Genomic DNA, 25,520 nt, shown 5'->3' with positions numbered 1-25,520 from the left:
ATAAATATGGGTATTTACTTAAATTAAAAAAATGAGGTATATAAATGGCTAAAAAAATCATTTATATACCTCAATTCCATTCAAATAGAAAATCTAAATTACTTGTTCTTAATTAAAGGGAAAGATACAGTGAAATTAGTACCTTCAGATTCAGAGCTTCTAACAGTTATTTTTCCATGATGCGTTTCCACAATGCTTTTTGCAATAGAAAGCCCTAAACCATAACCATCTTTTTTTCTTGCTCTTGATTCATCAACACGATAAAAGCGCTCAAAAATATTGAGAATTTGCTCTTTAGGAATAGGTTCCCCTGTATTATTAATGGATAAACTCGCATTATCTACATTTATTATTAAAGTTACATTAATAATATCTGTTTCATTAGAGTATTTTATTGCATTATCAATTAGAATAATAATTAGTTGTTTTAATCTACTATTATCACCATGTATAAAAACATCAGAGGCAATGCAGCTATCTATTGTTTTTTCTTGTTCAAATGCAACAGATTCAAATGGTAGCACACAGCTCCATACGGTATCACTAAAGTTTATTTTAGAAAAAATGACTTCATTTTTATTAGCATCTGTTTTTGCTAGAAAAAGTAAATCATTTACTAAGGTTGTCATTCTTTCAGCTTCAGTTTTTATATAATTAATCCATTTTAGCTGATTGGTTATAGTATCATCTTTATGAGATAATACTATATCAGTATTTGCAAGAATAACTGTAAGTGGTGTTTTTAATTCATGAGAAGCATCTGCTACAAATTGACGTTGTTGTTCTAAGGATTTTTTAATAGGTTTAACTGCCCAGCTGGCTAAATATAAACTAACTATAAAAAATGCTGTTAAGCTTCCAATTCCAACTAAAATGAATGTTTTCAGTAGTGATTTCAAGGTATTTATTTCTAAACTTCTATCAGCAAATGCAATCTTCATTCCATTTTGATTAACATGTTTTAAAAATCTAAAACTTTCAGTTTGTATCAATCCAGTTGTATTGCTATCATCTAAAGTAGAATATACTAGAGTTATTAAGGTATCCATATCTACTTTATCCATATTATTATAATATACATTAGTTATATTATTGTTTTTATCTAATTGAACTGCAAAAGAAAGAATTTGAGGTTGTGGTGGAGTATTAGTATTTTGATCCTTTACATCCATTTGGTTTTTATGTATTTCATTTTCCTGTTCAATAGTTTTTTGAAGCATATCATTACTTTCTCTTGTAAGTCTATTGTTAGTTGAAATATAAACTGCACCAAAAGTAAATGAAAGTATGATAACTATTGATATCATATTAATGAAAACAAATTTTTTCTTTAACTTACTAATCATTTTTTATTATCCCCTAGATGATATCCAATCTTTCGTACGGTCTCTATTGTAACGGTTGAACCTAAAAAGAAGAATTTCTTTCTTAAAAAAGATATATAAACTTCTACATTATTATCTTCAGCATCAGAATCAGAGCCCCAGACTTTTAGAATTAAATCTTCTTTAGTAACAATACTACTCGGATTAGACATTAACAATCTTAATATTTCAAATTCTTTTAAGCCTAATCGTATAGATTTAGCACCGCAAAAAAGAGTACTTACAGATTGATTTAACATTAAATCTCCAAAATTAAGCTCATTTAATATAACTTCGCCTTGTCTTCTAGATAAAGCTCTAACCCTAGCAAGCAATTCTTCTGGTGAAAAAGGTTTTGTTAAATAATCATCAGCGCCACAATCTAGTCCTGTTACTTTATCTGTAATTTCATCTTTGGCAGTTAATAAAATTACAGGTGTTTTTTCTTTATTTTCACGCATCTTACGAACTATATCAAATCCGTTCATTTTTGGTAACATAACATCTAATATAATTACATCATATATACCACTCATTGCATAATCATATCCTGATTCTCCATCATTAACTATATCAGCAATATATTTATTTTGAGTCATAATCTGTCCTAAAGCTTCAGCTAATCTTATTTCATCATCTACTATAAGAATTCTCATATGTGTTTCCTCATTTCTTCTACATTAATTATATGTAATATAAGTTTAGCATAGTTTCCTTAAATTAAGCTGAAATATTTCTTTAAGACTAATTTAAGGTTTAGGTATTAGAATACAGATATAAACAAAAAACAAACATTAGCGAATTTGGTTAATAATATTATATTTGAAATCAAAATGTATAATTATCAATTAAGTTTATAAATAAGAAAGAAGGAATTAATTATGATAAGAAAAAAATATAATAAAATTATAGCAATGCTAGTTGCAACCTTTTTAATTGGAAGTACATTTGTAGGATGTACAAATAAGTCTGCAAGTGCAGAAACTTCAACTACAAGTGTTTCAGCAGAACAAACCAAAGATACTACAATACTAGGAAAAGTAAAAGCAATAGATGGAAGCAAAGTAACTATTTCTTTAGGTGAAGAAGTTACTACAAGTACTTCAGAAACAACAACTGGAAATACTCAAGGGCAAACATCTACTCCACCAGCAAAACCAGATGGAGATACATCAGCTAGTGGAACTGAACAAACATCTGAGAGTGGAACAAGCACTGGAAATCCTCCAGCAGTACCACAAGGCGGAGGAGCTCCTGGAATGGGAAACAGCAGTTCAACTTCATTTAAGTTAAATGGAGAAGAAAAAACTATTGATATAACAAAGGATGGAATTATATCAGTTACAAAGGGAAACAAAACCATAACTGGTACTCTAGCTGATATAACTATTGGAGAAATCTTAAGTATTAGTTATGATAGCACGGGAAATGTTTCAGGTATTACTGTAAAATCTAACAATACCACTTACACAGGAGGTTCTGAAACTGGAAAAACTACATTAACTGGAGCATACTGCGCAAATGGCGAAACAAAAACTTCTGCAAATGAAAAAATCAGTACAACTACTGCGGATCAAAATGCTGTTTTAGCTAGTAATGGTGGTGAAATAAAAATTTCTGGAGCAACTATTAATAAATCTGGAGATACTGCATCAGAAGATGAATGTAATTTTTATGGTGTAAATAGTGGTGTGGTTGCAGCAGGAGCTAGTAATATTACAATTAGTGATAGTACAATTAATACTGATTCAGAAGGATCAAATGCTATTTTTTCAACAGGTGATGGTTCTGTAATAAATGTTTCAAATGTAACTATTAATACAACTAAAAATTCTTCAAGAGGATTAGATGCAACTTATAATGGTACTATTATTGCTAAAGATGTGAATATATCCACTCAAGGAGCACACTGTGCAGCACTCGCAACAGATAGAGGTGAAGGAACAATTCATGTAACAGGTGGAACAATGAATACAGCAGGAGAAGGGTCTCCAGCAATATATTCTACAGGTAATATCACAGCTAAAGACGCAACACTTAAGGCTACAGGTTCAGAAGCTGCTGTAGTTGAAGGCAAAAATTCTATTACATTATATGATTGTGATATTTCAGGTGAAAAAACTAATGGAGTTATGCTTTATCAAAGTATGTCAGGTGACTCAGGTGTTGGAACAAGTTACTTTAATATGACAGGTGGTACCCTTTCATCTTCAGCGGGATCACTATTCTTTATTACAAATACTGATTCACAAATAAATTTAAAAGGAGCTACATTAAAAAATAGTACTGGAGTATTATTAAATGCAGCAGCAACAACAAGATGGGGAAACAGCGGTTCTAATGGTGGAAATGTTACATTAAATGCTGATAACCAAACTCTTGAAGGAACTATTACTTGTGATAATATTAGTACAGTAGCTTTAAATTTAACAAATAAATCTTCATTAACAAGTACAATTAATGAAAATAATAAAGCAAAATCTGTTACATTATCTTTAGATAAAGATTCTACATGGACAGTAAATGGAACATCTTATTTAACAGCATTAACAGATGAAGATACAGAATTATCAAATATTAAGGATAATGGAAATACAATTTACTATGATTCATCTAATAGTGCAAATAGCTGGTTAAATGGAAAAACTATTACTTTAAGTGGTGGTGGAACATTAAAGCCTATTCAATAATCTATAGTTAATACTAAAATAGGGGTTGTCTTAAAGTGATTCTAAAATCATTTTTAAGGCAACCCCTGTTTTTTATTATTTTCCAATTGAGACTTTACTTTATAAAGTTTAAAAAATTTTTGAAAGTTTAGATTCAGATTCTTTAGGTGCTAAAATTAAATTACTTATACAGCTTTCATTTTTTATGGAGATCATCTTTACTTTCAATGCTTGCTGTTTTGTTGCAATCCATCGAAGGGTATAAAAATAATCAGCATTACTAATAAGACCATTGCTCATCAACGTATTAACAGCCGTACTCAAATCGCCTAGCTCGTTTGAATCAACATTAGAGCCATAGTCACGCAATATTTTTGGCATATTAATGGTTGAATCTTTATTTATAAATTCATCGGGATTTCCCAATATGTCTATATCAAATATGTCATTTAAACCATGTGAGCCTGCAATTGCCTTTAAGACATCTCCCTTGTTTTTATTAGGTAATTTATCTATTAATTCATTGCCAGTAGTTATTTTAATATCTGATGGATTTATTTTTTCATTTGTTGTATTAGGGGTAGTAGACTTATTGATTACTTTATTAAGTGTTTCTGAAAAAGAAGGTCCATTATTCGTATTTGATTTTTTGGAATTGAGTTTATAATTTATGGACTTATCTTCATTTATTTTTATTATCATATTTATGCTTCCTTTCAATAAATAGTATTATATTGGATTTATTTGTGAATTCATTTAAATTATTTTCTATAAAATGGTTTTTATATTATTAACTTGATATCAATATATAAAAATATGGATAGTATTTTATATTTAGGAATTTAATCAAAATTTATATATGCCTAATATACCAATTGATGGTATTATAAAATCAAGAAATTAATAAGTAAATAGCGGATTCAAGCAGTAATGATTCAGGAAGTTCATGTTCATCTTTTGGAGGCTATGGCGGAGCTAAGTGTATAGCAGCATATGCCTATATGATAATTATAAACAGGTCAATTATGGATGTATACTTAAAACGGAAAAATAATAAGCAATGTATTAATCCATAGAGTATAAATATTATAAACCTAAACTTAAAATAAAATAGTAAAAATTAAGCATAATTTAAGTTTTTATACAATGAAAGTTTAGTATAATGAGTCAAAGGGGAGGCTTAAATTAATGATAAATATAAACAATATAACTAAAAGTTACAATGGAACTTACAAAGCAGTAGATAATTTAAATTTAGAAATAAAAGATGGAGAGATTTTTGGATTACTAGGGCCTAATGGCGCAGGAAAAACTACAACTATTAAAATGATAACAGGAATAATATCACCAACTAGTGGAAACATAGAAATTAATAGTATTGATATTAATAAAGATCCAATAAAGGCTAAAGAGCAATTTGGATATGTTCCAGATAGTCCTGATATGTTTTTAAGATTAACAGGAATAGAATATTTAAATTTTATGGCAGATGTTTATGGAGTTTCTAAAGAAGATAGAACAGAAAGAATAAAAGAAATGTCAAAAAGATTTGGAATGGAGTCTGCCATAGGAGATAAAATACAAGCATATTCCCATGGAATGAGACAAAAAATTATATTAATAGGAGTTATGGTACATAAACCAAAGGTATGGATTTTAGATGAACCAATGACTGGGTTAGATCCAAAAGCAGCATTTACATTAAAAGAAATGATGAGAGAGCATGCTGATGCAGGGAATACTGTAGTTTTTTCTACTCATGTGTTAGAAGTTGCAGAAAAAATATGTGATAAGGTAGCTATAATTAATAAAGGGCAATTAATATTTAATGGAACTCTAAAAAGTATGAAAGATGAATTTAAGGAAAATGAATCATTGGAAGAAATGTTCTTGGAGATGACTGAAAATGAGTAGGCTTAGGATAATAACAAAATATTTTATAAAAAATGCCCTTAATGAAATGTTTGCTAGTAGTAAGATGAAGCCTGTTTTTTTAGTACTATTAATGATTTTTGGAGTTAGTATGCTTTCTATGCCAGGTGCAGTAATGATAGGAACAGGATATGGAGTATTTCATTCCATGGGACAAGAAGGTATGCTATTATCATTTATTTTATCTATTGGTGCAACTGTTTGTTTTTTCTTTGGAATATATACAATAATGAATGTTTTTTATTTTTCAGATGATATAGAAATATTGCTACCACTTCCGTTTAAAAGCAGTGAAATAGTGTTTGGTAAATTTATAGCGGTATTAATTAATATGTATATATACACTGCAATGTTAGTCTTGCCACTTATAACCTATGGAATTGTATCCCATGCAAATATAGTATATTACCTGTATGCAATAATTGTACTTATAATAACACCAATACTTCCAATGATATTTGCGTCACTTATCTGTATGGTGCTTATGAGATTTACGAGTATATCAAAACATAAAGATGGATTTAGAATGTTTACTGGCTGTGCAGCCTTAATTATAATTGTCGCCTTTAATTATTTTAATTCTGGTTCGGGAAAAAATATGACAAACGAACAAACAATTTCAAAGCTTTCTGAAGGTAATAATAGTATGATGGATATGATGACAGGTATTTTTATTACCAATAAGGTTTCATCATATGGATTACTATATAATAATGAAATTAAAGGATTGTTATTTATACTTTTAGCTTTAATTTTAAGCATAGTAATATTTACGATATATTATTATATTGGAGGGAAATTATATCTAAAAGGTGTAATTGGAAGTTCCGAGTCTTATAGCAAAAGAGAAAACATCGTAGAAAATGGAAAGGCAGATAAACTTATAAAAATAAATTCACCACTAAAAGCTTTAGTAAGTAGAGATATTAAGATTATGTTTAGAACACCTACATTTTTTATTAATTGTGTAGCTATGATATTTTATATGCCTGCAATACTTGGTGTGGCAATGTTGTCAAATGGAAATGTTGTACATATAAGAAAGCTGTTAAATAATAATACAAGTATTTATGGATTTGTTATAGTTGGCGCATTTATGTTTGCATCCATGTGTATAATGACAGGAGGAGCTAGTGCGACAGCACTTTCAAGAGAAGGTAGAGATTTTATTGTATCAAAGTATATTCCTGTTTCTTATAAAACTCAATTATATTCAAAGATTATATCATCTTTATGTATAAATGAATTTGGAACAGTAATAGTAGCGTTAATATTAATACTTTTAGGCGTAAGTCCAATGTTATTTATCATATCAATAATAGTATCAATAGGAGCAATATTAGTAATATCTCTACTCGGAATATTTATAGATTTTAAATCTCCAAAACTAGAGTGGGATAATGAAAAATCAATGTTTAAGAAAAATTATATGCCACTTCTAATTATGTTTATTATATTTGTATTATCAGCAATTCTTATAGGACTAAACATATTTATAAAGAATTATATGATAATATTTGCTATTTGCATGGGAGTGGTGCTTATTGGAAGTTATATTTTTTATAGACTTTTAGTAAGGCTTGCGTATAAAGTATATAACGAAAATTAGTAATAAATATACCCTTTATTTTTTATTTTAAAATAAAGGGTATATTTATATGGAATTTTATTATCTCTAAATATTAAGGTATTATATCTGTACTAATTATTTTATTGTAGAAGTAGATAAATTCAATCTATAAGTACCATATTTCATAATATTATCAAGTAATAAATTAATTTCGTCCATATTAGAACAGATGACTTTAAGCAAATAACATCCATCACCACTAATTCTATGGGCTTCTTCTATAATTACGTTTGATTTTATAAATTTTATTAATTGTTCATGTTTTGTGGTTTTCATAAAAATAGTAATATATGCTGTAATAGTTTTGCCAAGTAAGGCATCATTAGTGCAGATAGTATATTGAGTTATAAGACCTAAATCTTGAAGGCGTATAATTCTATTGGATACTCCTTGAGGAGTTAAATGTATACTCTCACCTATTGTCTTAAGTGAAATTTTAGAATTAATTTTTAACATATCTATGATCTTTAAATCTAATTCATCAAACATAAAGTAAAAAATCCTTTCATTTTTAAAGCAAAACTAAGTGTTTCCTTTCACATTTCAACCTTAATTTAAGATATCATTATTATAACAAAAGGAATTAAATTAATAAATGTAGAGGTGGAATAAAAATGAAAAAAGCATTACTTGTAATTGATGTACAAAACGAATATTTTACTGGAAAATTAAAGGTAACTTATCCAAGCAATAGTTTGGACAATATACTGAAAGTTATGGATTATGCAAAAGCAAATAATATGGTAATTATACTGGTTCAACATACAGCTGTTTCTGGAGAAACTTTTGTTAAGGATTCAAAGGAATGGGAGATGCATTCTGAAATTCTAAAAAAGTATTACGATTATCATATTGAAAAAACTAAACCAAGTAGTTTTTATAATACTAATTTAGAAGAAATTTTGAAAAAAGAAAATATAGAAGGAGTAGTTATTTCAGGATATATGACTCAAATGTGTTGCGATACTACAGCAAGAGAAGCATTCCATAAAGACTATGCAGTTGAGTTCTTATCAGATGCTACAGGGACTATAGATGTAAGTAATAAAATAGGAACTATAAGCAGTAAGGATCTTCATAACGCTACACTAATTGCTCAAAGCTTAAGATTTAGTAATGTATTAAGCATTAATGAATGGATGAATAATAAATAGTAAATATATCTTGTATAAACGTATTAGTCTTATTATAATAAATCATATAGAATAATTTTCATAATTAAGATAGAATTACATGAAAATTTGTATAACTAAAATACAATTAGACAATAATTACATTGGGGACAATATGAATAAAATAGCATTACATGTTATAGATTTGTAAGATTAGAAGAAGTGCTGGATTTTATAAAATTAATACCTAACATGAATAATTAAATAAAAGAGGGGGTACATAGATGGAGGATATTGTTAAAGATAAAATAAGAGCATATTGTGAGAAGATCAGCATGAAAATGGATAAGTTGTCTATAAATATTATAGAACAAGGATATGTAGCAACAGATGGTAATACTTCAATTATGTTTGATAAAGAAGGTAATGTTTCATCTTTGCCTATGTACCATGCATACGGGAAACCTATGGCAAAACTTATGGGTAAGGTATCATTAATATATTTGTATATTATTTTGGCTGGTGTAATATTAGCAATAATTTATGAAGTAATGAATTAATATGATAGTAGCAAATTAACATACGGTTAAAAAAATAAATCAAAAGTAATATAAGCTACATATATTACTTTAAATTAATAAATAGGAAGCTAAATATGAAATTTTTATCTAGACTTTTTAGGAATATGAAAAATATGAGAGCAGATAATGTAAAGCAAAATTTTAATCCTACAAATTATGTGAATTCAAATAATTTCTCAAGTGAAACTGACTATTTTATTTGGGTAGATCTTAAAAATTTCAAAGTGAATATTTTTAATGGAAGTACAAATAATTGGACTTTAGTTCATAGTTATTTATGTACCATAGGGAAAAAAACTACACCAACACCAAAGGGAACTTATACAATTGGAATAAAAGGTCTTTATTTTGGAGTTAATAAAGGATATAAATGTTGGTACTATACTCAGTTTAAAGGAAACTATTTGTTTCATTCAATAATATATAATTTAGATGGATCTATTAGAGATGGAAGACTTAAAATGGCGTTATCTGATGGATGCATACGATTAACTAAAATAAATGCTAAATGGATTTGGGACAATATACCCAGAGGAACTAAAGTAGTCATAAAATAAAATATCAGAAAATTCAAAAAACATATTGCAATTGTTTATATTGTAAGATATAATAAAGACAAGATAAAGATTTAAATTTATCTTAGTGGACTGACACTTCAATCCGGCAGAAGCGTATACCTGAAGAGGTATACAGTTGGTGACGGGCAACGTAAAAATCCCGGAAGCAATGTACGACGTATGGGCGTACCCAGTTGGCGGACAACGTAAAAATCAGTTACTACTAAGAAAGAGCTAGTGTATTTATACACTGGCTCTTTCTTATTTATAACTAAAAATTAGATTAATTATAGAATATTTAAAAATATTGCCATTATGATAAATTATTGGTATTATTATAGGATTTGTGATTCAAAATAAAATATACTTTATTGGCACAGTATTTTTAATAATAGGTGTATTTTTAAATACATTAAGTTTTTAGATAAACATACCATGGTGGATATACTTATTAGTTGGAGAAACAGCATTAATATTTTTTGCTAGTAAAAATGAGTTTAATAAAGGCAAGATACAAGAGAAAAAAGAAAATGTAATAAGTAAACTGTTGAAAAAAATTAAGACATGGTAGAGATTATGAAAAAGCTATATTTAAGGTGAAAATTAAATATATTATGTTTATGTAACAAACAAAAATGCAATGTAAAAAGTTAAGGATAAATAATAAAGAGCAAAAATGTACATTTGCTCTTTATTTTGTTTTTGAAATTTAATAAATGATAAAAAAGAATGAATTAATATTAAGTTAAAAAATAATTCAGAAAATTCAAAAAACATATTGCAATTTTATATGAAGCAATATATAATATAGATAAGATAAAGATTCAAATTTATCTTAGTGGACTGACACTTCAATCCGGCAGAAGCGTATATCTCAAGAGATATGCAGTTGGTGACGGGCAACGTAAAAATCCCGGAAGCAATGTACGACGTATGGGCGTACCCAGTTGGCGGACAACGTAAAAATCAGTTACTAAGTAAGAGCAAATGTATTTAATGCATTTGCTCTTTTCTTACGAAAAATTTCAAAAACTATTGGAAAAATAATAAATTGTTATATAATAAAGAGAATAAATCTATAGTTAAGGCACATGAAATAAAATAACAAATCCAAAGCTGGCATGAATATTTTTCATCAGACAAGGAGGCGAAGTGCCATCATAGCTGGTCTATTCTGGCATTTTGCCGATGCAGAATGATGGAAAATATGCTGACAGATGGACTTGTTATTTTTTTGATTGTGCCGAATAATGGAAGAGTTATAAATTTATTAAATAATTTAAATGAAAGGGGAGCTTTTAGACGATTTAAAGATAAGGTTATGAGACTTAATCTAAAAAATAAAGACTGGAGTTAGGATTCAATGAAAAAATTTAAAAAAGTTTATATAGAGATAACTAACACATGTAATTTAAGTTGCAATTTTTGTCCTAAAACATCTAGAAAGCTTAAGTTTATGGATAAGGAATCCTTTGAACATATTGTGAAAGACATAAGACCTTATACAGATCATGTTTATTTTCATTTAATGGGAGAGCCATTTTTAAATAAGGAACTTGAACATTTCTTAGAAATAAGCAAAGAAAATCAATTGAAAGTTAATATAACTACTAACGGAACTTTAATAAGTGAAGTTAAAGATATATTAATTAATGCACAAGCGTTAAGACAAGTGAATATTTCACTGCATAGTTTTGAAGCTAATGAGGAACAAATTGATTTCAATGAATACATAAATAACATAATTAGTTTTGTTAAAGAAGCAACTGAAAAAACTAATATAATTTGTTCTTTGAGATTATGGAATTTAGATACAAGATATAGTGCTAGTAATAATATGAATATTGATATATTTGAATTACTTGAACAAGAATTTGAATTAAACTGTGATTTAAAGGAATGTCTAAAAGAGAAAAATAGTTTTAAATTAAAAAATAATGTATATATTAGCATGGGTGAAAAATTTAAATGGCCATCTTTAAAAGAAGAAGAATTAGGGGAAAGGGCTTTTTGTTATGGACTTAGAGATCAAATAGGCATATTAGTTGATGGAACAGTTGTGCCATGCTGTTTAGATAGTGAAGGAACTATTCCTCTTGGTAATATATTTTACAACACTCTAGAGGAAATTTTGAATTCTAAAAGAGCTAAAGAAATATATGATGGCTTTTCAGGAAGAAAAGCAGTAGAAGAACTATGTAAAAGATGTGGATTTATAAATAGAGTAAGATAAAGTATACACTTAAGCATAGTAAGTGTTTGGGAATATTTATAGACTAAAGTGAAATAGAAATGGATGTGGTAAAAATGGAAGTAGCAATTAAATCAGTAGGAGTTTTTTTAGTATTATATTTTTCATATTATTTTGCATTAAGATTTATTCAGTCAGTTTTTTTAGGTGCTATAGGAAGTATAAATTCTAGTTTATCTAAGTTTATATATGGATTAAGTACACCAGCTCATGAAGCAGCACATTTATTAGTTGCTGTGTTATGTTTGGCGAAAATAGAAAAAGTACAGCTTTTTCCAAAGGGAAACAGACCAGGGTTTGTTGAATCTAGAGTGGGAAGTAGAATCCCATTTTTAATAAGCATAAAGGAATTTTTTATAGCAATAGCACCAGCACTAGTAAACATACCTTTATTTATATTTATAGAAAGCAAATTTGTATTAAAAAGTGAAATGTCAGAAATATCAAGGATATTAGATCCAAGAACTATATTTACTAAAGAAGGAATAATCACAATTATATTATTTTTAGTACTAATAAGTGGGATAGCACCAAGTCACCAAGATTTTAAAGGAATGATTAAAGGTCTTATAATTTTTAGTATTGTTATATTTGGACTATCTTTTGCAACTGCATTTATTTCAGATATGAAATGGGTAAATATTAATCCGATTTTAACTGTTTTATTATATTATTTTGAAATTATAATGGGAGTTTTAATAATAAACGCAATTATAAATTATAAAAATTGTATAAGAATTACTTGGGCTATAATAATAAATGCATTAAAACATACTTTTAAAAAAAGTTAAGGTATAGTTACGGAACTTATGCGTATTCTCGCAGAAGTAAGGGGGCATGCATTTGTTCCAATTACTGAAGACTTTGATGGGTGCTTCTAAGACCATAAGTTGCATCCAAAAAGCTTGCTTCAAAGACAAGCTTTGAACAAGCTTTTTTGAACAACTTATAATGTTTTAGTTATAAGTCTCTATATTTTTTTGAATACTTATAATAAATAATTAGTCCTAAAGTGCAAATACTAAAATTATAAACTTTATTTATGAATTTTCATTGGAATTATAGAAAAATATGTATATATATTAGAAAAATGTCAATACTCCTTAATAAGGAGTGATTATTATGATGAATAAAAAGAAATTATTTATTTCAATGACAATAACATTAGCACTTATATTTTCTATAACTTATTATTTGTCAGATAAATATATAGCTAATCAAAATGCTAAAAATAACCCTGTCATATCAAATGATATAAAGAAAAGCAGTGGACTTAGTGATAACACAAAAATATATTTATTTGCAGGAGAAAATAAAGAAAAAGAATCAACCATAGCAGAGCTTAAAAAAGAGTTGAATATAGATGGAAATTTAACAGTACCAGAATTATCAAAAGCATTAAAAGATAAAGGATATGTCTTAGAATTAGAATCTAATGGTGAAATGACATATAAAAGAGATATTTCAAAATGTGTCAAACCTAATAAATATTATATTGGTGAGAAGGCTGGATTTTTAGCTATATATAAAACTGATAAGGACGGAACATTATTAATTGAAAATAGTAAGGATATCTATTCTAATAATAAAAAAGTAGAAAATTTAAGAGAATCAGATAAAAACAAAATTAGAAATTTTGAATTTGAATATAATTCAAAAGATGACGCAGAAGAAAGTTTATCTGAATTTTTATCTTAGAAGAGCTAGTCAAATAAATATTTTGTGAGTAAAGATTATAGATAAAATCTAAAATTAATAAAATGGTATGTGAGTAATCAGTTGCTCACATACCTATTTTTTCGAATATGATTAAGTCGTTAATAAAGTTAGAGTATAATTTTAGTAGGCAGAAACAGTAATAAAAACTGTATAAATAGTAAAAGGAGATGCGAAAGCATCTCCCAAATACATAAATTATCCATTATAATTAAGTTGCTAAGACTAAATAGAATGGAGTTATATTTATGTATGAATTAAGTTTAAATGATAAAGGAATGACTTTCAAGGAGTTAGAGAAAAGAATTTATAAATATGCTTGTGACGAAGCTTGTAATGCTTTAAAAAGTATATTAGAATTTTTAGATGAAAAACTACTTAATGAAAGAGATAGCAAGGTTTACCGTAATAAAGGTCGTAAGCAAACTTGTTTGAGGACTATTATGGGGAACGTAGAGTATTCTAGGCGCATTTATGAATTTAAACTTGAAGATGGTAAGAAAGCAACTAAGTACCTTTTGGATGAGTATTTAGGGATGGACACTTTAGGAAATGTGTCTATAAATCTCGTAGAAACTATTTTAACTAACGTGACGGAGGTTTCTTTTAGAAAGACATCTGAGAATATTAAAACTATGTGTAATCAAGATATTAGTGCTCAAGGCGTTTGGAACATAGTTCAAACACTTGGGGAAAAGATTAAAGAAATAGAAAATCGTAAAATTGAGTTAAATGACAAAGGTGCATTAAAAGGCGAAAAGGAAGTACCAGTATTGTTTCAGGAGCAAGATGGAGTTTGGCTCTATCTTCAAGGTAATGATAGACCAAAAGGGAAAAATAAAAAGAAAGAGTTAAAACTAGCAGTATCATATACTGGCTGGACTTTACGCCCAGGGAGCAAAAAAGAATATGTGGTTGTTGATAAAACTGTTTGTGCAAGCTTTAGCAATTCCAATCACTTTAAAAAGCTTGCTAGCGCAACAATTTCAGAAAAATACAATGTAGATGAAATTCAAACTAGAATATTAAACGGTGATGGAGCAAATTGGATTAAAGCAACTTGTGAGGATGAAGACATTCATTTTCAGCTAGATCCATTTCATGTAGGCCAAGCGATTATACGTAAGGTAAGTGATAAAAGAGCTCAAAAGCAATTACTAAAACTATTTAGAGAAGGTAAAATTGATGAAGGTCTAGAAACTATTGTAAATATGATGATACTTACAAACGAAAAAGATATTGCATTTAAGAAGCTTACTGAATTATATGATTACTTTGTTCACAATAGAGATGGATTAATACCGTATAAATTAAGAAGTGACATAAACATGCCTACGGCGCCGGAAGGCATGGAATACAAGAATCTAGGCACAATGGAACATAATATTTGTGATGTATTAGCTCAAAGAATGAAGGGCAGAAAAATGAGCTGGTCTATTAATGGTGCAGATAATTTATCTAAAATATTATCTGAAAAATTTAGTAATAGGTTGTTTGATACTGTAGATAAAATCTACAGAAATATTATTTCTGATGATGTTATTGATACAGTAGTTGCAAAACTACCATTAACAGTATTTCAAGCGAATAAAGAATCTAATAAGTGTAAGGCATATAAGTGCAATAGTGCACAAATTCCGTATAGCGGAGCTGCCGCAACGTTAGGTAGAAAAATAGTACGTGATTTATGTGGATTAAAATCATTTAGTGATATTAGTTATAGTTAAATATACAGTATGGGTAGGGAAATTTTAAAAATGCAATGTAAAATAATGGATAATAATTTAAATAAAATTCTTGCCAACTTTTACTTGACTCAACCGTTAATAAATACATTATTGAAAGATTTCAATTAAAATGATAAAGTATAAGTTGGGTTTTATTAATGTAGAAATTTGTTTTAAAAGAGTATACTAAATTAAAGTATTAATTTAGTATAGTTTATTTATATACAAAAGCTGGAGGAACAATAGATGTATGAATATATTAAGGGGAAATATGTAGGTATAAATAAAGATTATATAATATTAGAGAATAATGGTATTGGTTATAAAATATTTACATCAGGTGCTACAATGTCACAGATACCAAAAGCAGGCGATGAAATTATGCTTTATCTTGAACAAATAGTAAGAGAAGATTTCATAGGTCTTTATGGATTTGATTCTAAAGATGAATTAGAAATGTTTAAATTACTTTTAACAGTTGGTGGAGTTGGTCCTAAGGCAGCATTATCATTATTATCTATAAGCCGAGTTAATAATCTTAAATATGCCATATTGACTAATGATGAAAAACATATTTGCAGAGGTGTTGGTATAGGTAAAAAAACAGCGGCTAGAATTATTTTAGAGCTTAAAGATAAATTAAAACCAGATGAATTATTGGATAATGCTCAAAACATAGATAACTTTGGAAATGAAAATATTATGGCAGTTTCAGAAGCTTTAAGTGCATTGATTGCACTAGGATATAGTGAAAAAGAAGCAGATACTGTGCTTAAGAAGGCTGACATAAATGAAAGTGTTGAAAATATAATTAAGAATGCTTTAAAAGCACTAATGGGATAAAATATGGTAGGTTAAAAAATATGCATAAACATTTAATTAAAATATTTGAATACAATTAATTTATGAAGAATAGGGGGTGTTATTATGGAAAGAATAGTTAATCCATCAGAATTTGAAGAAGATTTTAATTCTGAACTTAGTCTAAGGCCTCAAAAAATAAATGAATATATAGGACAAGATAAGGTTAAAGAGAGATTAGATATATTTATAAAGGCTGCGAGAAATAGAAAAGAAGCATTAGATCATTCACTTTTGTATGGTCCACCAGGACTTGGGAAAACTACTTTAGCTAATATTATTGCAAGAGAAATGGGCGGGGATTTGAAAATAACTTCAGGTCCTGCAATAGAAAGAGCTGGAGATTTAGCAGCTATTTTAACCACATTAAAGGACTATGATGTTTTATTTATTGATGAAATTCATAGGTTAAATAGAAATGTTGAAGAAATTTTGTATCCTGCCATGGAAGATTATGCATTAGATATAATTATAGGTAAGGGCGCTGCTGCAAAGTCTATAAGAATTGATCTTCCTAAATTCACGCTTATAGGAGCAACAACCAGAATTGGAATGCTTACATCACCACTTAGAGATAGATTTGGAGTACTGTGTGCTATGGAATACTACACCGATGCAGAACTTAAGGAAATAGTAGTCAGGAGTGCTACTGTGTTTGGATGTAAAATTACTGAAGAAGGAGCTCTTGAAATTGCAAAAAGATCTAGAGGAACACCAAGAATTGCTAATAGATTATTAAAGAGAGTTAGAGATTATTCCGAAGTAAAAGCTAATAAATTAGTATCTTTAAAGGAAGCAAGAGAAGCTTTAGAATTACTAGAAGTAGATGATAAGGGATTTGATAAGGTTGATAATAAAATATTAGAAGCTATTGTTGATAATTTTAATGGAGGTCCTGTTGGAATTGAAACACTTTCTTATTTTATAGGAGAAGAATTGGGAACTATAGAAGATGTCTATGAACCGTATTTACTTCAAAAGGGATTCATTATAAGGACTCCAAGAGGAAGAATTGCAAGTGAAAAAGCGTATAAACATCTTGGAAGAGTAAAAAAGTCAGAAAATAAAGATAATAAAGTGCAAAGAAATTTTTTTGAAGATTAAAGAAATTATTTGTTGAAATATTGGTGCGAAAATTATAATATAGTAAAATGCAAAGAATTTATAGTAATAAGGCACAATCAAAAAAATAACAAGTCCATTTGCCAGCATATTTTCCATTATGCTGCGTCGGCAAATTGACCTAATAGGCCCACTATGAGGGCAATTCGTCTCCTTGCCTGATGAAAAATATTCATGGCAACTTTGGACTTGTTATTTATTTTCATGTGCCTAAGGCACTTTTTAGTTAGGAGAAGATAAATAGATGAACGTAAAAGATTTTGATTTTTATTTGCCAAAGGAGTTAATAGCTCAACACCCTCTAGAACAAAGGGATTCATCAAGACTTATGGTTTTAGATAAGGAAACTGGAGAAATTAATCATAAGAGATTTCATGATATTGTAGGATATTTAAATGAAGGAGATACTTTAGTATTAAATAATACAAGAGTAATGCCAGCAAGATTACTTGGTGAAAAAGAAGACACTCACGGGAAAATAGAATTTCTTTTGCTTAAGAGAATTGAAAAAGATAAGTGGGAATGCTTAGCAAAACCAGGTAAATCAGCAAAAGTAGGCAGAAGGTTTACTTTTGGAGATGGAAAATTAAAAGCCGAAGTAGTAGAAGTTAAAGAGGATGGAAATAGAATTATTGAATTTTTCTATGATGGAATATTTGAGGAAGTATTAGATGCACTTGGTGAAATGCCATTGCCTCCATATATTCATGAAAGATTAGAAGATAGAGAAAGATATCAAACAGTTTATTCAAAGGAAAATGGTTCAGCTGCAGCACCAACTGCAGGGCTTCATTTTACACAAGAATTATTGAAAGAAATAAAAGATAAGGGAATAAATATTGTTTATTTAACTTTGCATGTTGGACTTGGAACTTTTAGACCTGTAAAGGTTGAGTCTTTAGAAGAACATGAGATGCATTCTGAATTTTATATGATTTCAAAGGAAAGTGCAGATATAATAAATGAAACTAAAAAAAGAGGTAATGCTGTTATTTCTGTTGGAACAACATCAACAAGAACATTAGAGACCATTGGTGATGAAAATGGATTTGTTAAAGAACAAAGTGGATGGACTAATATTTTCATATATCCAGGATATAAATTTAAAGTAGTAGATAATTTAATTACAAACTTCCATTTGCCTGAGTCAACACTTATAATGCTTGTTTCAACATTGGCTGGAAGAGAAAATGTTATGAATGCATATAAAGAAGCTGTAAATGAAAAATATAGATTCTTCTCATTTGGAGATGCTATGTTTATCAAATAAAAATTAACAATTTACAATTGACGATGTACAATTAAGGAACAAGTTCCTTAGGAACTTGAAAAGAATATTTTTAGAAATTACGAAGTAATTTCAACATTAATTGCTAATTGTAAACTGTGCATTGCAAAGAATCATTGGTGAGGTGACATAATCAAATGTTTCAATTATATAAGGGTATTTAGATATTTTCTTAATATACCTAAAAAATTATAATTAAGAGGTGGAACTTTTGAGTAAAAAATATACGTTATTAAAAAAAGATGGAAAAGCAAGAAGAGGACAGTTTGAAACGCCCCATGGAACTATACAAACTCCTGTATTTATGAATGTTGGAACACTAGCTGTTATAAAAGGTGCAGTATCTAGCATGGACTTAAAGGAAATAGGATGCCAAGTTGAACTTTCAAATACATATCATCTTCACTTAAGACCAAGTGATAAGGTGGTTAATAAACTTGGAGGAATACATAAATTCATGAATTGGGATAGACCTATTCTTACAGATTCAGGTGGATTTCAAGTATTTTCACTTGCAAAGATGAGAAAGATTAAAGAGGAAGGTGTATACTTTAATTCCCACATAGATGGAAGAAAAATATTTATGGGACCAGAAGAATCAATGCAAATTCAAAGCAATTTAGCATCAACTATTGCAATGGCTTTTGATGAATGTGTTGAAAATCCAGCGACAAGAGAATATGTTGAAAGGTCAGTAGATAGAACTACAAGATGGCTTGAAAGATGTAAAATAGAAATGGATAGATTGAACTCTCTTGAGGGTACAATAAATAAAGAACAAATGTTATTTGGTATTAATCAAGGTGGAGTTTATGAAGATATAAGGATAAAACATGCTAAACAAATAACTAAGATGGACCTAGATGGATATGCTATAGGGGGACTCGCTGTTGGAGAAACTCATGAAGAAATGTATAGAATAATAGATGCTGTTGTACCTCACCTTCCAGAGGATAAACCAATATATTTAATGGGAGTTGGAACTCCAAGTAATATATTAGAAGCAGTAGACAGAGGAATAGATTTCTTTGATTGTGTACTTCCAGCTAGAAATGGTAGACATGGGAATGTATTTTGCAGCGAGGGCAAGCTTAATATCATGAATGCAAAATTTGAACTTGATACAAGACCAATAGATGAAGGGTGTACGTGTCCAACGTGTAAGAACTACACAAGAGCTTATATAAGACATCTGTTTAAGGCTAAAGAAATGCTTGCCATGAGATTATGTGTATTACACAATTTATATTTCTACAATAAATTAATGGCAGATATAAGAGATGCTATTGATGGAGCATACTTTAAGAAATTTAAGGAAGAAAAATTAAAATCATGGGAAGGTAGAAATTAAAAGATTTCAATGTTTAATTGTCAATACTAAAATATTAGTAAATAGATATTTGTAAAATCTTACGAAGTTTATTTGCTAGAATAAAGTGATAGCTTGCAATAAAGCATTGTCTATGTTGACATTGAACTTAAAGAAATGTAAACTACATATCATACAATAAAGAAATATTTTAAAATAAAGATTTTGGAGGAGAAAATATGGATAATATATTACCATTACTTATGCAAGTAGTTCCTTTTATACTTGTTTTTGTAGTTTTTTATTTTTTACTTATATTACCTGAAAAGAAAAGAAAAAAGAAATATCAGGGTATGATTGATGAGTTAAAGGTAAATGATGAAGTTGTAACAAGAGGCGGAATCTTAGGAAAGATATCGCATATGGATGAAAAAACTGTTACGATTGAAACAAGTACTGCTAAAACTAGAATTAAGCTTGATAAGAGTGGAATATCTCAAAAAGTAAAAGAAGATTAATCATAATACCCTTTAATACATCATAAAATGAAGTATTGGGGGGTGTTATTTTAATGGAAAATAGTAAATACTTTAAATCAGTAGTAAAAGGTACTTTAGGAACTATAATTCTTAGCTTTATAGGGATTTCGCTTTTATCTTTATTAATGACTAAACTAGTATTTAGTAAAGGTATTTTTAACATGATATATGTAATAATATCTTTATGTAGCATAAGTTTAGGTGCAATAATAGGCGCAAGAAAAAATGAAGCAAAAGGATGGTTTGTAGGTTTTGGAGTAGCGCTTGGATACTACGTAGTATTATTTATATTATCTAGTAGTTTTAGTGGTGAAATAACCTTTAAGCTTTTTGATTTGACTAAACTTGTCATAGCATTAAGCGTAGGTACTCTTGCTGGAATGCTAGGAATAAATTTATAAGATAGTTTTACGGGAAATTAGCATTATTAGGATTAAAAGAAATTGTATCTAATTTAAGATGGTTTTTAGTTGGATTTTACAGGGATTTTTAGTTGGATACATGGATAAATAAAAGACTTTATTAAGAAATTATAGTGTGCTATAATGAACAATGTGTCAACATATAAGTATAATAATATTTAAAATTAAGAATAAATAATACTTTGAAAAAAGAGTTTTATATTCTTAATTTTAAGTATTTAGGTATTTTACATAACAATATAAAAAGTTGACCAAATTAGCAGTCGAAATTTTCTTATGAGGAATATATAAAATACTAATTAAGGAAAAGACATAATGTACAGAGGGGGATTAACATGAAAAAGAAAAGCAAAAGTACAGCATTATTTATATTAATTATTGCTGTAATTGGAGTGTTAGCTTTTGCAGGATTTAAGGGATTTGTCATAGGCGGATATGAATTTAAATCCTTTGATAAAGTAATAACTAGAGGACTTGATTTACAAGGTGGAGTTTCTGTTCTTATGGAAATTCAACAAGACAAAGTAACTCAAGAAGAATTACAAAGTACTAAAGAACATTTATCTCTAAGAGTAAACAAACTTGGTGTAGCAGAAACAATTGTTACAACTGAAGGCGACAAAAAGATTAGAGTAGATGTACCAGGACTAACTAATTCTAAAGAAATAGTAGATAGCCTAGTTAAATCTGGTAATTTGAGTTTTAAAGGACCAGATGGAACAGAAATTTTAACAGGATCAGATGTTAAAAAAGCAATAGCTCAACCGAATCAACAAGAAGGTGGCTATGAAATTGCGTTAGAGTTTAATGACGAAGGTACAAAAAAATTTGCAGAAGCTACTGGAAAATTAATAGGGCAACAAATTTCAATTTATCTTGATGATGAAGTGATACAACAAGCTAATGTAAAAATGCAAATTAATGAAGGAAGAGCACAGATTAGTGGAGGAAAGCAAACATTTGAAGAATGTAAAACTACTGCAGGATTAATTAATTCAGGAGCTCTTCCACTTCCAGTAAAAGAAGTTTCAATTGATAATGTTGGAGCAGAACTTGGTACTACAGCATTTCCAGATTCTATTAAAGCTGGAGCAATAGGAGTAGGATTAGTATTCTTATTTATGTTATTCCATTATAGAATCCAAGGTTTAATGGCAAATATAGCTTTAACATTATATATAACACTTACACTTTTTGTGTTTGTAGAAGTAGGAATAACATTGACCCTTCCAGGTATAGCAGCATTCTTGCTTACTATTGGTGTGGCGGTTGATGCGAATATATTGATTTTTGAAAGAACTAAAGAAGAGTTAAAGAAAGGATTTACTATTAAATCAGCAGTTAAAAAAGGGCAAGAAAATGCGTTATCTTCAATAGTAGATTCAAATATGACAACTTTACTTGCAGCACTTATATTATATTTTGTAGGATCAGGATCTGTTAAAGGTTTTGCAATTACACTTATGATAGGTATAATTATAAGTTTATTTACAGGTCTCGTAATAACTAAAGTGCTTGTAAAGTTAGCAGTTGAATGCGGTTTGATAAATAAATTATCACATTTTGGAGTTAAAATGAACAAGGGGGATGAAAAACATGCTTAAGATAATGGAAAAAACAAAAATATGGTTTTCAATTTCCCTAATCATTATTGTAATTGGAATGGGATTTATATGTTTTAGAGGATTAAACTTTGGAATAGATTTTAAAGGTGGTACAGAAGTAGTAATTCAATTAAATGAAAATATTAATAAAGAAGATGTGGATGTAATAGTTAAAAACTATGCACCAGATGCTTCTACAAATACAACTGATAAGTATGAATATAACATAAAGTCAGCAGATCTTGATAGTGATAAACTATCATCAATTATGACTGATTTAAAAGCTAAGTATAAGTTAGATGATGCAGCAATGCTTAAACAAAATGAAATAGGTGCATCAGTAGGAAAAGAATTAACAAAGAATTCAATTACATCATTGCTTGCTGCTTTCATAGTAATGCTTATATATATAGCTGTAAGATTTGAGTTTAAATTTGGATTAGCAGCTTTAGCTGCAACGGTACATGATATATTAATAACTGTTTGTGTTTATGCAATATTTTATGTCCCCGTAAATACACCATTTATTGCAGCAATACTAACAATAGTAGGTTATTCTATGAATGATACAATAGTAATTTTTGACAGAATAAGAGAAAATTCTAAAAAAATGAGAAGATCAAAATCAATTGAAATAGCTGACGTAAGTTTAACAGAAACGATAACACGGTCAATATATACATCGCTAGCAACAGTGGTTACAATAATTGCTTTGAATGTATTAGTACCATCAGTTAGAACATTTACATTTCCTTTAATAGTAGGAATTATAAGTGGAGCATATTCTTCAATATGTATAGCTTCACCAATATGGGTATATTTAAAAGATAAGGTTGGAAACAAAAAACAAAAACTACAAAAAGCTTAATTACTGGAAAATAAGAAAAAACCTCCAGAACTAGATGGAGGTTTTTTCATTTGTTAATCACATGAAAAAAATAGTTAGTCAAAGATGCGATGTATATTTTGCATCAGACAGGAGGTGTGTTTACCTCATAGTTGGCTATTAGCTGAACACGCCGACACAGTATGATGCGAAATAGGCTAGCATACTGACTGGCTGTTTTTTAGAATGTGCCTTAACAAAATAATTGTATAAATGATTATAATCATTTATAATAAAGGTGTTTTCTAATTTTATGGAGGAATAAGCCATGCGTAAATTCTGGGAGAGTATATATTGTCCGAATTATATTACTGGATATAACCCATTTATTCTTAAAGGTATGAACAAAGCAATAGAGAGATTAGCTTTAGCTGTAAATAATAGACAAAAGATTGTTGTCTATGGTACATATAATGTGGATGGAATTTGTGCAGTATCATCATTGATTCTAGTTTTAAAATATTTAAATGCTGATGTTGAGTATTTAATATATGATAGACAAGAAAAAGATGCTGAAATAAATTCTATAGACATAAAAGATAATGTGGATTTTTTAGGTGCTGAACTTTTAATAACTTTAGGCGTAGGATTAAAGTCTCAAGAAGAAGTGAATTTATGCAAAGAACTTGGCATAGATTTAATTGTTGTTGAAAATGAGGAAAGTGGTTGTGTCAATGATTACATTTACATTAATCCAAATCAAAAGGGTTGTCAGTATAGGTATAAAAATTTATCTACAAGTGGATTAGCTTTTAAATTAATGCAAGCTATCGCGATTTATTACAATATGAAAAGTATAAATAAGTATTTAGATTTAATACTTATTGGTATACAGTGGTCAAAGGTATCGACTAAAGGTGAAAATGGAGTATTAATTAAAGAAGGAAATAAATTCTTGATGAATACCAATAATAATGGGTTAAGATCAATAATAGAATTTAATAATATAGAAGAATTTAACAATGATGGCATAAATAGAATGATAGAATTTATAATCCCTCCTGTAGGTGCAGTTGGAATTATGGATAATGCTCGAATTGTTTTAGAGCTCTTAACAACAAATGATAAAGACCGAGCAAATCAAATCATTAAATATTTATATAGTTTAAAGAGGAATAATCCTTTGAAATGTATTTAATAAGTGAATTAACGCATTATTAATTTTATTGCTAAAATGCCTAATCACAAATTGCGACTACAATTCGGGATATTCAAAAAATAACAAGCAGTGTGCTAGTGTATATTTTGAATATCCCATAAAATAAATTCTATGGAGGAATTAAAATGAATTTAAAAGAAAGAATCCGAGTAATCGAAAATTTTCCTAAAGAAGGAATTAGTTTTAAAGATATAACGACATTAATATCTGATGGCGAAGCGTTAAAGGAAACTATTGATCAATTTGTAGCGTATTTAAAAGACAAAAAAGTTGATTTAATAGTTGGGCCAGAAGCAAGAGGTTTTATTTTTGGGGTTCCTGTAGCATATGCTTTAGGGATTGGATTTATTCCAGTAAGAAAGCCAGGAAAATTACCTGGGGAAGTTATTTCAGTTAATTATGGATTAGAATATGGGGAAGACCAACTTCAAATTCACAAAGATGCTATTAAACCTGGACAAAGAGTTGCTATTGTTGATGACTTGCTTGCAACAGGAGGCACTGTAGAAGGTGTTGCAAAGTTAATAGAAGAAGCTGGTGGCGAGGTTGTTTCATTGGATTTCTTGATAGAATTAACAGAACTTAATGGAAAAGATAAACTAAAGGGCTACGATGTATTATCATTAGTAAAATATGATGTTTAACTTTTAAAAAATAATTTTTTGTAATTAAGTTTTCATATATTTTATGAAAACTTAATTTGCTAGATGTGTATTTCTTTTAGTGCCTTCTTGAAAATAATTCTAAAATAATATATAATTATTAGAAACTAGGCTGGTTATTAAACCAGC

The 25,520-nt window shown here is 28.6% G+C and carries 25 protein-coding genes; 21 read left to right on the top strand and 4 right to left on the bottom strand.

The window, feature by feature from the left end; all coding sequences use genetic code 11:
* Positions 1 to 98: 98 nt before the first annotated feature.
* Positions 99 to 1,346: a sensor histidine kinase gene (locus psyc5s11_RS16125; protein ID WP_224033521.1), complete on the bottom strand. Its 1,248-nt coding sequence runs from the start codon at positions 1,344 to 1,346 to the stop codon at positions 99 to 101.
* Positions 1,343 to 2,020 carry a response regulator transcription factor gene (locus tag psyc5s11_RS16120; protein ID WP_224033520.1) on the bottom strand — a complete coding sequence of 226 codons (678 nt, stop codon included), beginning with the start codon at positions 2,018 to 2,020 and terminating at the stop codon, positions 1,343 to 1,345. Before psyc5s11_RS16120 ends, psyc5s11_RS16125 begins: the two co-directional genes overlap by 4 nt.
* A gap of 225 nt (positions 2,021 to 2,245) precedes the next feature.
* On the opposite strand from psyc5s11_RS16120, the gene psyc5s11_RS16115 reads away from it, so the two are divergent.
* A complete protein-coding gene (locus tag psyc5s11_RS16115) occupies positions 2,246 to 4,054 on the top strand; it encodes a hypothetical protein (RefSeq protein ID WP_224033519.1) in 1,809 nt (602 codons plus the stop codon).
* A gap of 108 nt (positions 4,055 to 4,162) precedes the next feature.
* On the opposite strand, the gene psyc5s11_RS16110 is transcribed toward psyc5s11_RS16115, so the two are convergent.
* A complete protein-coding gene (locus tag psyc5s11_RS16110) occupies positions 4,163 to 4,735 on the bottom strand; it encodes a hypothetical protein (RefSeq protein WP_224033518.1) in 573 nt (190 codons plus the stop codon).
* Positions 4,736 to 5,221: 486 nt separating this feature from the next.
* Between psyc5s11_RS16110 and psyc5s11_RS16105 the strand changes: the two genes are divergently transcribed.
* The gene (locus psyc5s11_RS16105) at positions 5,222 to 5,947 is read left to right on the top strand and encodes an ABC transporter ATP-binding protein (protein ID WP_224033517.1); all 726 of its coding nucleotides are present in this window, start codon (positions 5,222 to 5,224) and stop codon (positions 5,945 to 5,947) included.
* Positions 5,940 to 7,574 carry a putative ABC transporter permease subunit gene (locus psyc5s11_RS16100; protein ID WP_224033516.1) on the top strand — a complete coding sequence of 545 codons (1,635 nt, stop codon included), beginning with the start codon at positions 5,940 to 5,942 and terminating at the stop codon, positions 7,572 to 7,574. The genes psyc5s11_RS16105 and psyc5s11_RS16100 overlap by 8 nt, the downstream gene beginning before the upstream one ends.
* Before the next feature lie 96 nt (positions 7,575 to 7,670).
* Here psyc5s11_RS16100 and psyc5s11_RS16095 read toward each other — a convergent pair whose 3' ends face one another.
* Entirely contained in the window at positions 7,671 to 8,084 is a 414-nt protein-coding gene (locus psyc5s11_RS16095) for an Lrp/AsnC family transcriptional regulator (RefSeq protein WP_224033515.1), read from the bottom strand.
* 125 nt (positions 8,085 to 8,209) lie between these two features.
* Here psyc5s11_RS16095 and psyc5s11_RS16090 point away from each other — a divergent pair, with 125 nt between their 5' ends.
* The 18 genes from psyc5s11_RS16090 (at position 8,210) to psyc5s11_RS16005 (ending at position 25,373) form a co-directional block, all read left to right on the top strand.
* Complete coding sequence (locus psyc5s11_RS16090; RefSeq protein WP_224033514.1) at positions 8,210 to 8,749, top strand: cysteine hydrolase family protein; 540 nt, start codon at positions 8,210 to 8,212, stop codon at positions 8,747 to 8,749.
* A gap of 242 nt (positions 8,750 to 8,991) precedes the next feature.
* Entirely contained in the window at positions 8,992 to 9,267 is a 276-nt protein-coding gene (locus psyc5s11_RS16085; protein WP_224033513.1) for a hypothetical protein, read from the top strand.
* 134 nt (positions 9,268 to 9,401) lie between these two features.
* Positions 9,402 to 9,845: a L,D-transpeptidase gene (locus psyc5s11_RS16080; RefSeq protein ID WP_375542014.1), complete on the top strand. Its 444-nt coding sequence runs from the start codon at positions 9,402 to 9,404 to the stop codon at positions 9,843 to 9,845.
* 1,195 nt (positions 9,846 to 11,040) lie between these two features.
* Positions 11,041 to 11,202, top strand: coding sequence for a hypothetical protein (locus psyc5s11_RS16075; RefSeq protein WP_224033512.1), 162 nt, complete (start codon positions 11,041 to 11,043; stop codon positions 11,200 to 11,202).
* Positions 11,203 to 11,208: 6 nt separating this feature from the next.
* Positions 11,209 to 12,078: a radical SAM/SPASM domain-containing protein gene (locus psyc5s11_RS16070; protein WP_224033511.1), complete on the top strand. Its 870-nt coding sequence runs from the start codon at positions 11,209 to 11,211 to the stop codon at positions 12,076 to 12,078.
* A gap of 59 nt (positions 12,079 to 12,137) precedes the next feature.
* On the top strand, positions 12,138 to 12,887 hold the full coding sequence (locus psyc5s11_RS16065) for a hypothetical protein (protein ID WP_224033510.1): 750 nt from the start codon (positions 12,138 to 12,140) through the stop codon (positions 12,885 to 12,887).
* 331 nt (positions 12,888 to 13,218) lie between these two features.
* A complete protein-coding gene (locus tag psyc5s11_RS16060; RefSeq protein WP_224033509.1) occupies positions 13,219 to 13,794 on the top strand; it encodes a hypothetical protein in 576 nt (191 codons plus the stop codon).
* A 266-nt stretch (positions 13,795 to 14,060) separates the two neighbouring features.
* Positions 14,061 to 15,539 (top strand): ISLre2 family transposase, encoded by a 1,479-nt coding sequence (locus tag psyc5s11_RS16055; RefSeq protein WP_224033258.1) that lies wholly within the window; start codon positions 14,061 to 14,063, stop codon positions 15,537 to 15,539.
* Positions 15,540 to 15,785: 246 nt separating this feature from the next.
* Positions 15,786 to 16,382 carry a Holliday junction branch migration protein RuvA gene (gene ruvA, locus psyc5s11_RS16050; protein WP_224033508.1) on the top strand — a complete coding sequence of 199 codons (597 nt, stop codon included), beginning with the start codon at positions 15,786 to 15,788 and terminating at the stop codon, positions 16,380 to 16,382.
* A gap of 84 nt (positions 16,383 to 16,466) precedes the next feature.
* Entirely contained in the window at positions 16,467 to 17,504 is a 1,038-nt protein-coding gene (ruvB, locus tag psyc5s11_RS16045) for a Holliday junction branch migration DNA helicase RuvB (RefSeq protein WP_224033507.1), read from the top strand.
* Between the two features lie 262 nt (positions 17,505 to 17,766).
* The gene (gene queA, locus psyc5s11_RS16040; RefSeq protein ID WP_224033506.1) at positions 17,767 to 18,792 is read left to right on the top strand and encodes a tRNA preQ1(34) S-adenosylmethionine ribosyltransferase-isomerase QueA; all 1,026 of its coding nucleotides are present in this window, start codon (positions 17,767 to 17,769) and stop codon (positions 18,790 to 18,792) included.
* Between the two features lie 229 nt (positions 18,793 to 19,021).
* On the top strand, positions 19,022 to 20,161 hold the full coding sequence (gene tgt / locus psyc5s11_RS16035; protein ID WP_224033505.1) for a tRNA guanosine(34) transglycosylase Tgt: 1,140 nt from the start codon (positions 19,022 to 19,024) through the stop codon (positions 20,159 to 20,161).
* 197 nt (positions 20,162 to 20,358) lie between these two features.
* Entirely contained in the window at positions 20,359 to 20,637 is a 279-nt protein-coding gene (yajC, locus tag psyc5s11_RS16030) for a preprotein translocase subunit YajC (RefSeq protein ID WP_224033504.1), read from the top strand.
* 53 nt (positions 20,638 to 20,690) lie between these two features.
* Positions 20,691 to 21,059 (top strand): TIGR04086 family membrane protein, encoded by a 369-nt coding sequence (locus tag psyc5s11_RS16025; RefSeq protein ID WP_224033503.1) that lies wholly within the window; start codon positions 20,691 to 20,693, stop codon positions 21,057 to 21,059.
* 356 nt (positions 21,060 to 21,415) lie between these two features.
* On the top strand, positions 21,416 to 22,684 hold the full coding sequence (gene secD, locus psyc5s11_RS16020; protein WP_224033502.1) for a protein translocase subunit SecD: 1,269 nt from the start codon (positions 21,416 to 21,418) through the stop codon (positions 22,682 to 22,684).
* The gene (secF, locus tag psyc5s11_RS16015; protein WP_224033501.1) at positions 22,677 to 23,552 is read left to right on the top strand and encodes a protein translocase subunit SecF; all 876 of its coding nucleotides are present in this window, start codon (positions 22,677 to 22,679) and stop codon (positions 23,550 to 23,552) included. The genes secD and secF overlap by 8 nt, the downstream gene beginning before the upstream one ends.
* Before the next feature lie 286 nt (positions 23,553 to 23,838).
* Positions 23,839 to 24,708, top strand: coding sequence for a DHH family phosphoesterase (locus psyc5s11_RS16010; RefSeq protein ID WP_224033500.1), 870 nt, complete (start codon positions 23,839 to 23,841; stop codon positions 24,706 to 24,708).
* Between the two features lie 146 nt (positions 24,709 to 24,854).
* The gene (locus psyc5s11_RS16005) at positions 24,855 to 25,373 is read left to right on the top strand and encodes an adenine phosphoribosyltransferase (RefSeq protein ID WP_224033499.1); all 519 of its coding nucleotides are present in this window, start codon (positions 24,855 to 24,857) and stop codon (positions 25,371 to 25,373) included.
* The last annotated feature ends 147 nt before the right edge of the window (positions 25,374 to 25,520 follow it).

Origin of the sequence: Clostridium gelidum, from assembly GCF_019977655.1 — a bacterium.
Classification (GTDB): Bacteria; Bacillota; Clostridia; order Clostridiales; family Clostridiaceae; genus Clostridium; species Clostridium gelidum.
Note: the sequence above shows the minus strand (reverse complement) of the source record. Positions and strands in the feature narration are given on the sequence as shown.

Excerpts from the sequence above, each read along its gene's own strand:
- psyc5s11_RS16125 (WP_224033521.1), bottom strand. The coding sequence starts at position 1,346 with ATGATTAGTAAGTTAAAGAAAAAATTTGTTTTCATTAATATGATATCA.
- psyc5s11_RS16120 (WP_224033520.1), bottom strand. The coding sequence starts at position 2,020 with ATGAGAATTCTTATAGTAGATGATGAAATAAGATTAGCTGAAGCTTTA.
- psyc5s11_RS16115 (WP_224033519.1), top strand. The coding sequence starts at position 2,246 with ATGATAAGAAAAAAATATAATAAAATTATAGCAATGCTAGTTGCAACC.
- psyc5s11_RS16110 (WP_224033518.1), bottom strand. The coding sequence starts at position 4,735 with ATGATAATAAAAATAAATGAAGATAAGTCCATAAATTATAAACTCAAT.
- psyc5s11_RS16105 (WP_224033517.1), top strand. The coding sequence starts at position 5,222 with ATGATAAATATAAACAATATAACTAAAAGTTACAATGGAACTTACAAA.
- psyc5s11_RS16100 (WP_224033516.1), top strand. The coding sequence starts at position 5,940 with ATGAGTAGGCTTAGGATAATAACAAAATATTTTATAAAAAATGCCCTT.
- psyc5s11_RS16095 (WP_224033515.1), bottom strand. The coding sequence starts at position 8,084 with ATGTTTGATGAATTAGATTTAAAGATCATAGATATGTTAAAAATTAAT.
- psyc5s11_RS16090 (WP_224033514.1), top strand. The coding sequence starts at position 8,210 with ATGAAAAAAGCATTACTTGTAATTGATGTACAAAACGAATATTTTACT.
- psyc5s11_RS16085 (WP_224033513.1), top strand. The coding sequence starts at position 8,992 with ATGGAGGATATTGTTAAAGATAAAATAAGAGCATATTGTGAGAAGATC.
- psyc5s11_RS16080 (WP_375542014.1), top strand. The coding sequence starts at position 9,402 with ATGAGAGCAGATAATGTAAAGCAAAATTTTAATCCTACAAATTATGTG.
- psyc5s11_RS16075 (WP_224033512.1), top strand. The coding sequence starts at position 11,041 with ATGATGGAAAATATGCTGACAGATGGACTTGTTATTTTTTTGATTGTG.
- psyc5s11_RS16070 (WP_224033511.1), top strand. The coding sequence starts at position 11,209 with ATGAAAAAATTTAAAAAAGTTTATATAGAGATAACTAACACATGTAAT.
- psyc5s11_RS16065 (WP_224033510.1), top strand. The coding sequence starts at position 12,138 with ATGGATGTGGTAAAAATGGAAGTAGCAATTAAATCAGTAGGAGTTTTT.
- psyc5s11_RS16060 (WP_224033509.1), top strand. The coding sequence starts at position 13,219 with ATGATGAATAAAAAGAAATTATTTATTTCAATGACAATAACATTAGCA.
- psyc5s11_RS16055 (WP_224033258.1), top strand. The coding sequence starts at position 14,061 with ATGTATGAATTAAGTTTAAATGATAAAGGAATGACTTTCAAGGAGTTA.
- ruvA (WP_224033508.1), top strand. The coding sequence starts at position 15,786 with ATGTATGAATATATTAAGGGGAAATATGTAGGTATAAATAAAGATTAT.
- ruvB (WP_224033507.1), top strand. The coding sequence starts at position 16,467 with ATGGAAAGAATAGTTAATCCATCAGAATTTGAAGAAGATTTTAATTCT.
- queA (WP_224033506.1), top strand. The coding sequence starts at position 17,767 with ATGAACGTAAAAGATTTTGATTTTTATTTGCCAAAGGAGTTAATAGCT.
- yajC (WP_224033504.1), top strand. The coding sequence starts at position 20,359 with ATGGATAATATATTACCATTACTTATGCAAGTAGTTCCTTTTATACTT.
- psyc5s11_RS16025 (WP_224033503.1), top strand. The coding sequence starts at position 20,691 with ATGGAAAATAGTAAATACTTTAAATCAGTAGTAAAAGGTACTTTAGGA.
- secD (WP_224033502.1), top strand. The coding sequence starts at position 21,416 with ATGAAAAAGAAAAGCAAAAGTACAGCATTATTTATATTAATTATTGCT.
- secF (WP_224033501.1), top strand. The coding sequence starts at position 22,677 with ATGCTTAAGATAATGGAAAAAACAAAAATATGGTTTTCAATTTCCCTA.
- psyc5s11_RS16010 (WP_224033500.1), top strand. The coding sequence starts at position 23,839 with ATGCGTAAATTCTGGGAGAGTATATATTGTCCGAATTATATTACTGGA.
- psyc5s11_RS16005 (WP_224033499.1), top strand. The coding sequence starts at position 24,855 with ATGAATTTAAAAGAAAGAATCCGAGTAATCGAAAATTTTCCTAAAGAA.